This is a genomic window from Vallitalea sediminicola (assembly GCF_054408565.1).
The window spans coordinates 1-322 of the sequence record NZ_BTPT01000362.1 but is presented as its reverse complement, the minus strand read 5'-3'; the positions used below and the strand labels follow the sequence as shown (position 1 = coordinate 322).

Annotated in this window: 1 protein-coding gene; it reads left to right on the top strand. The window is 27.0% G+C overall.

Features of this window, described 5'->3' with window-relative positions:
- Positions 1-322: hypothetical protein (locus ACX6CF_RS27060; RefSeq protein ID WP_458788474.1), on the top strand; the 322-nt coding region annotated here is incomplete at both ends.

Genomic DNA, 322 nt, shown 5'->3' with positions numbered 1-322 from the left:
GAAAGACAATACATTGGCTATAAAGACTAAGAATAATATTCTTAATTATAGAGGTACATATTCTCATGTTAATTATGTAATTGAAATACCTAAAAATATGGAAGTTGATATATCTAATAGAAACGGTGACATTTATGTTGGTAAAGTTGACAGAAGAACTACTATAAAGACTAATAACAGTGATATTCAAGTTGATAATATTGGTGATGAATTAATAATTGAAAACCAGTATGGTGATATTGAAGTTGAAACTGTAGCAGGTTCCACAATAATAAAGAACAAAAATGGAAATGTCAATGTGGAAAATATAGATGGTGATTTA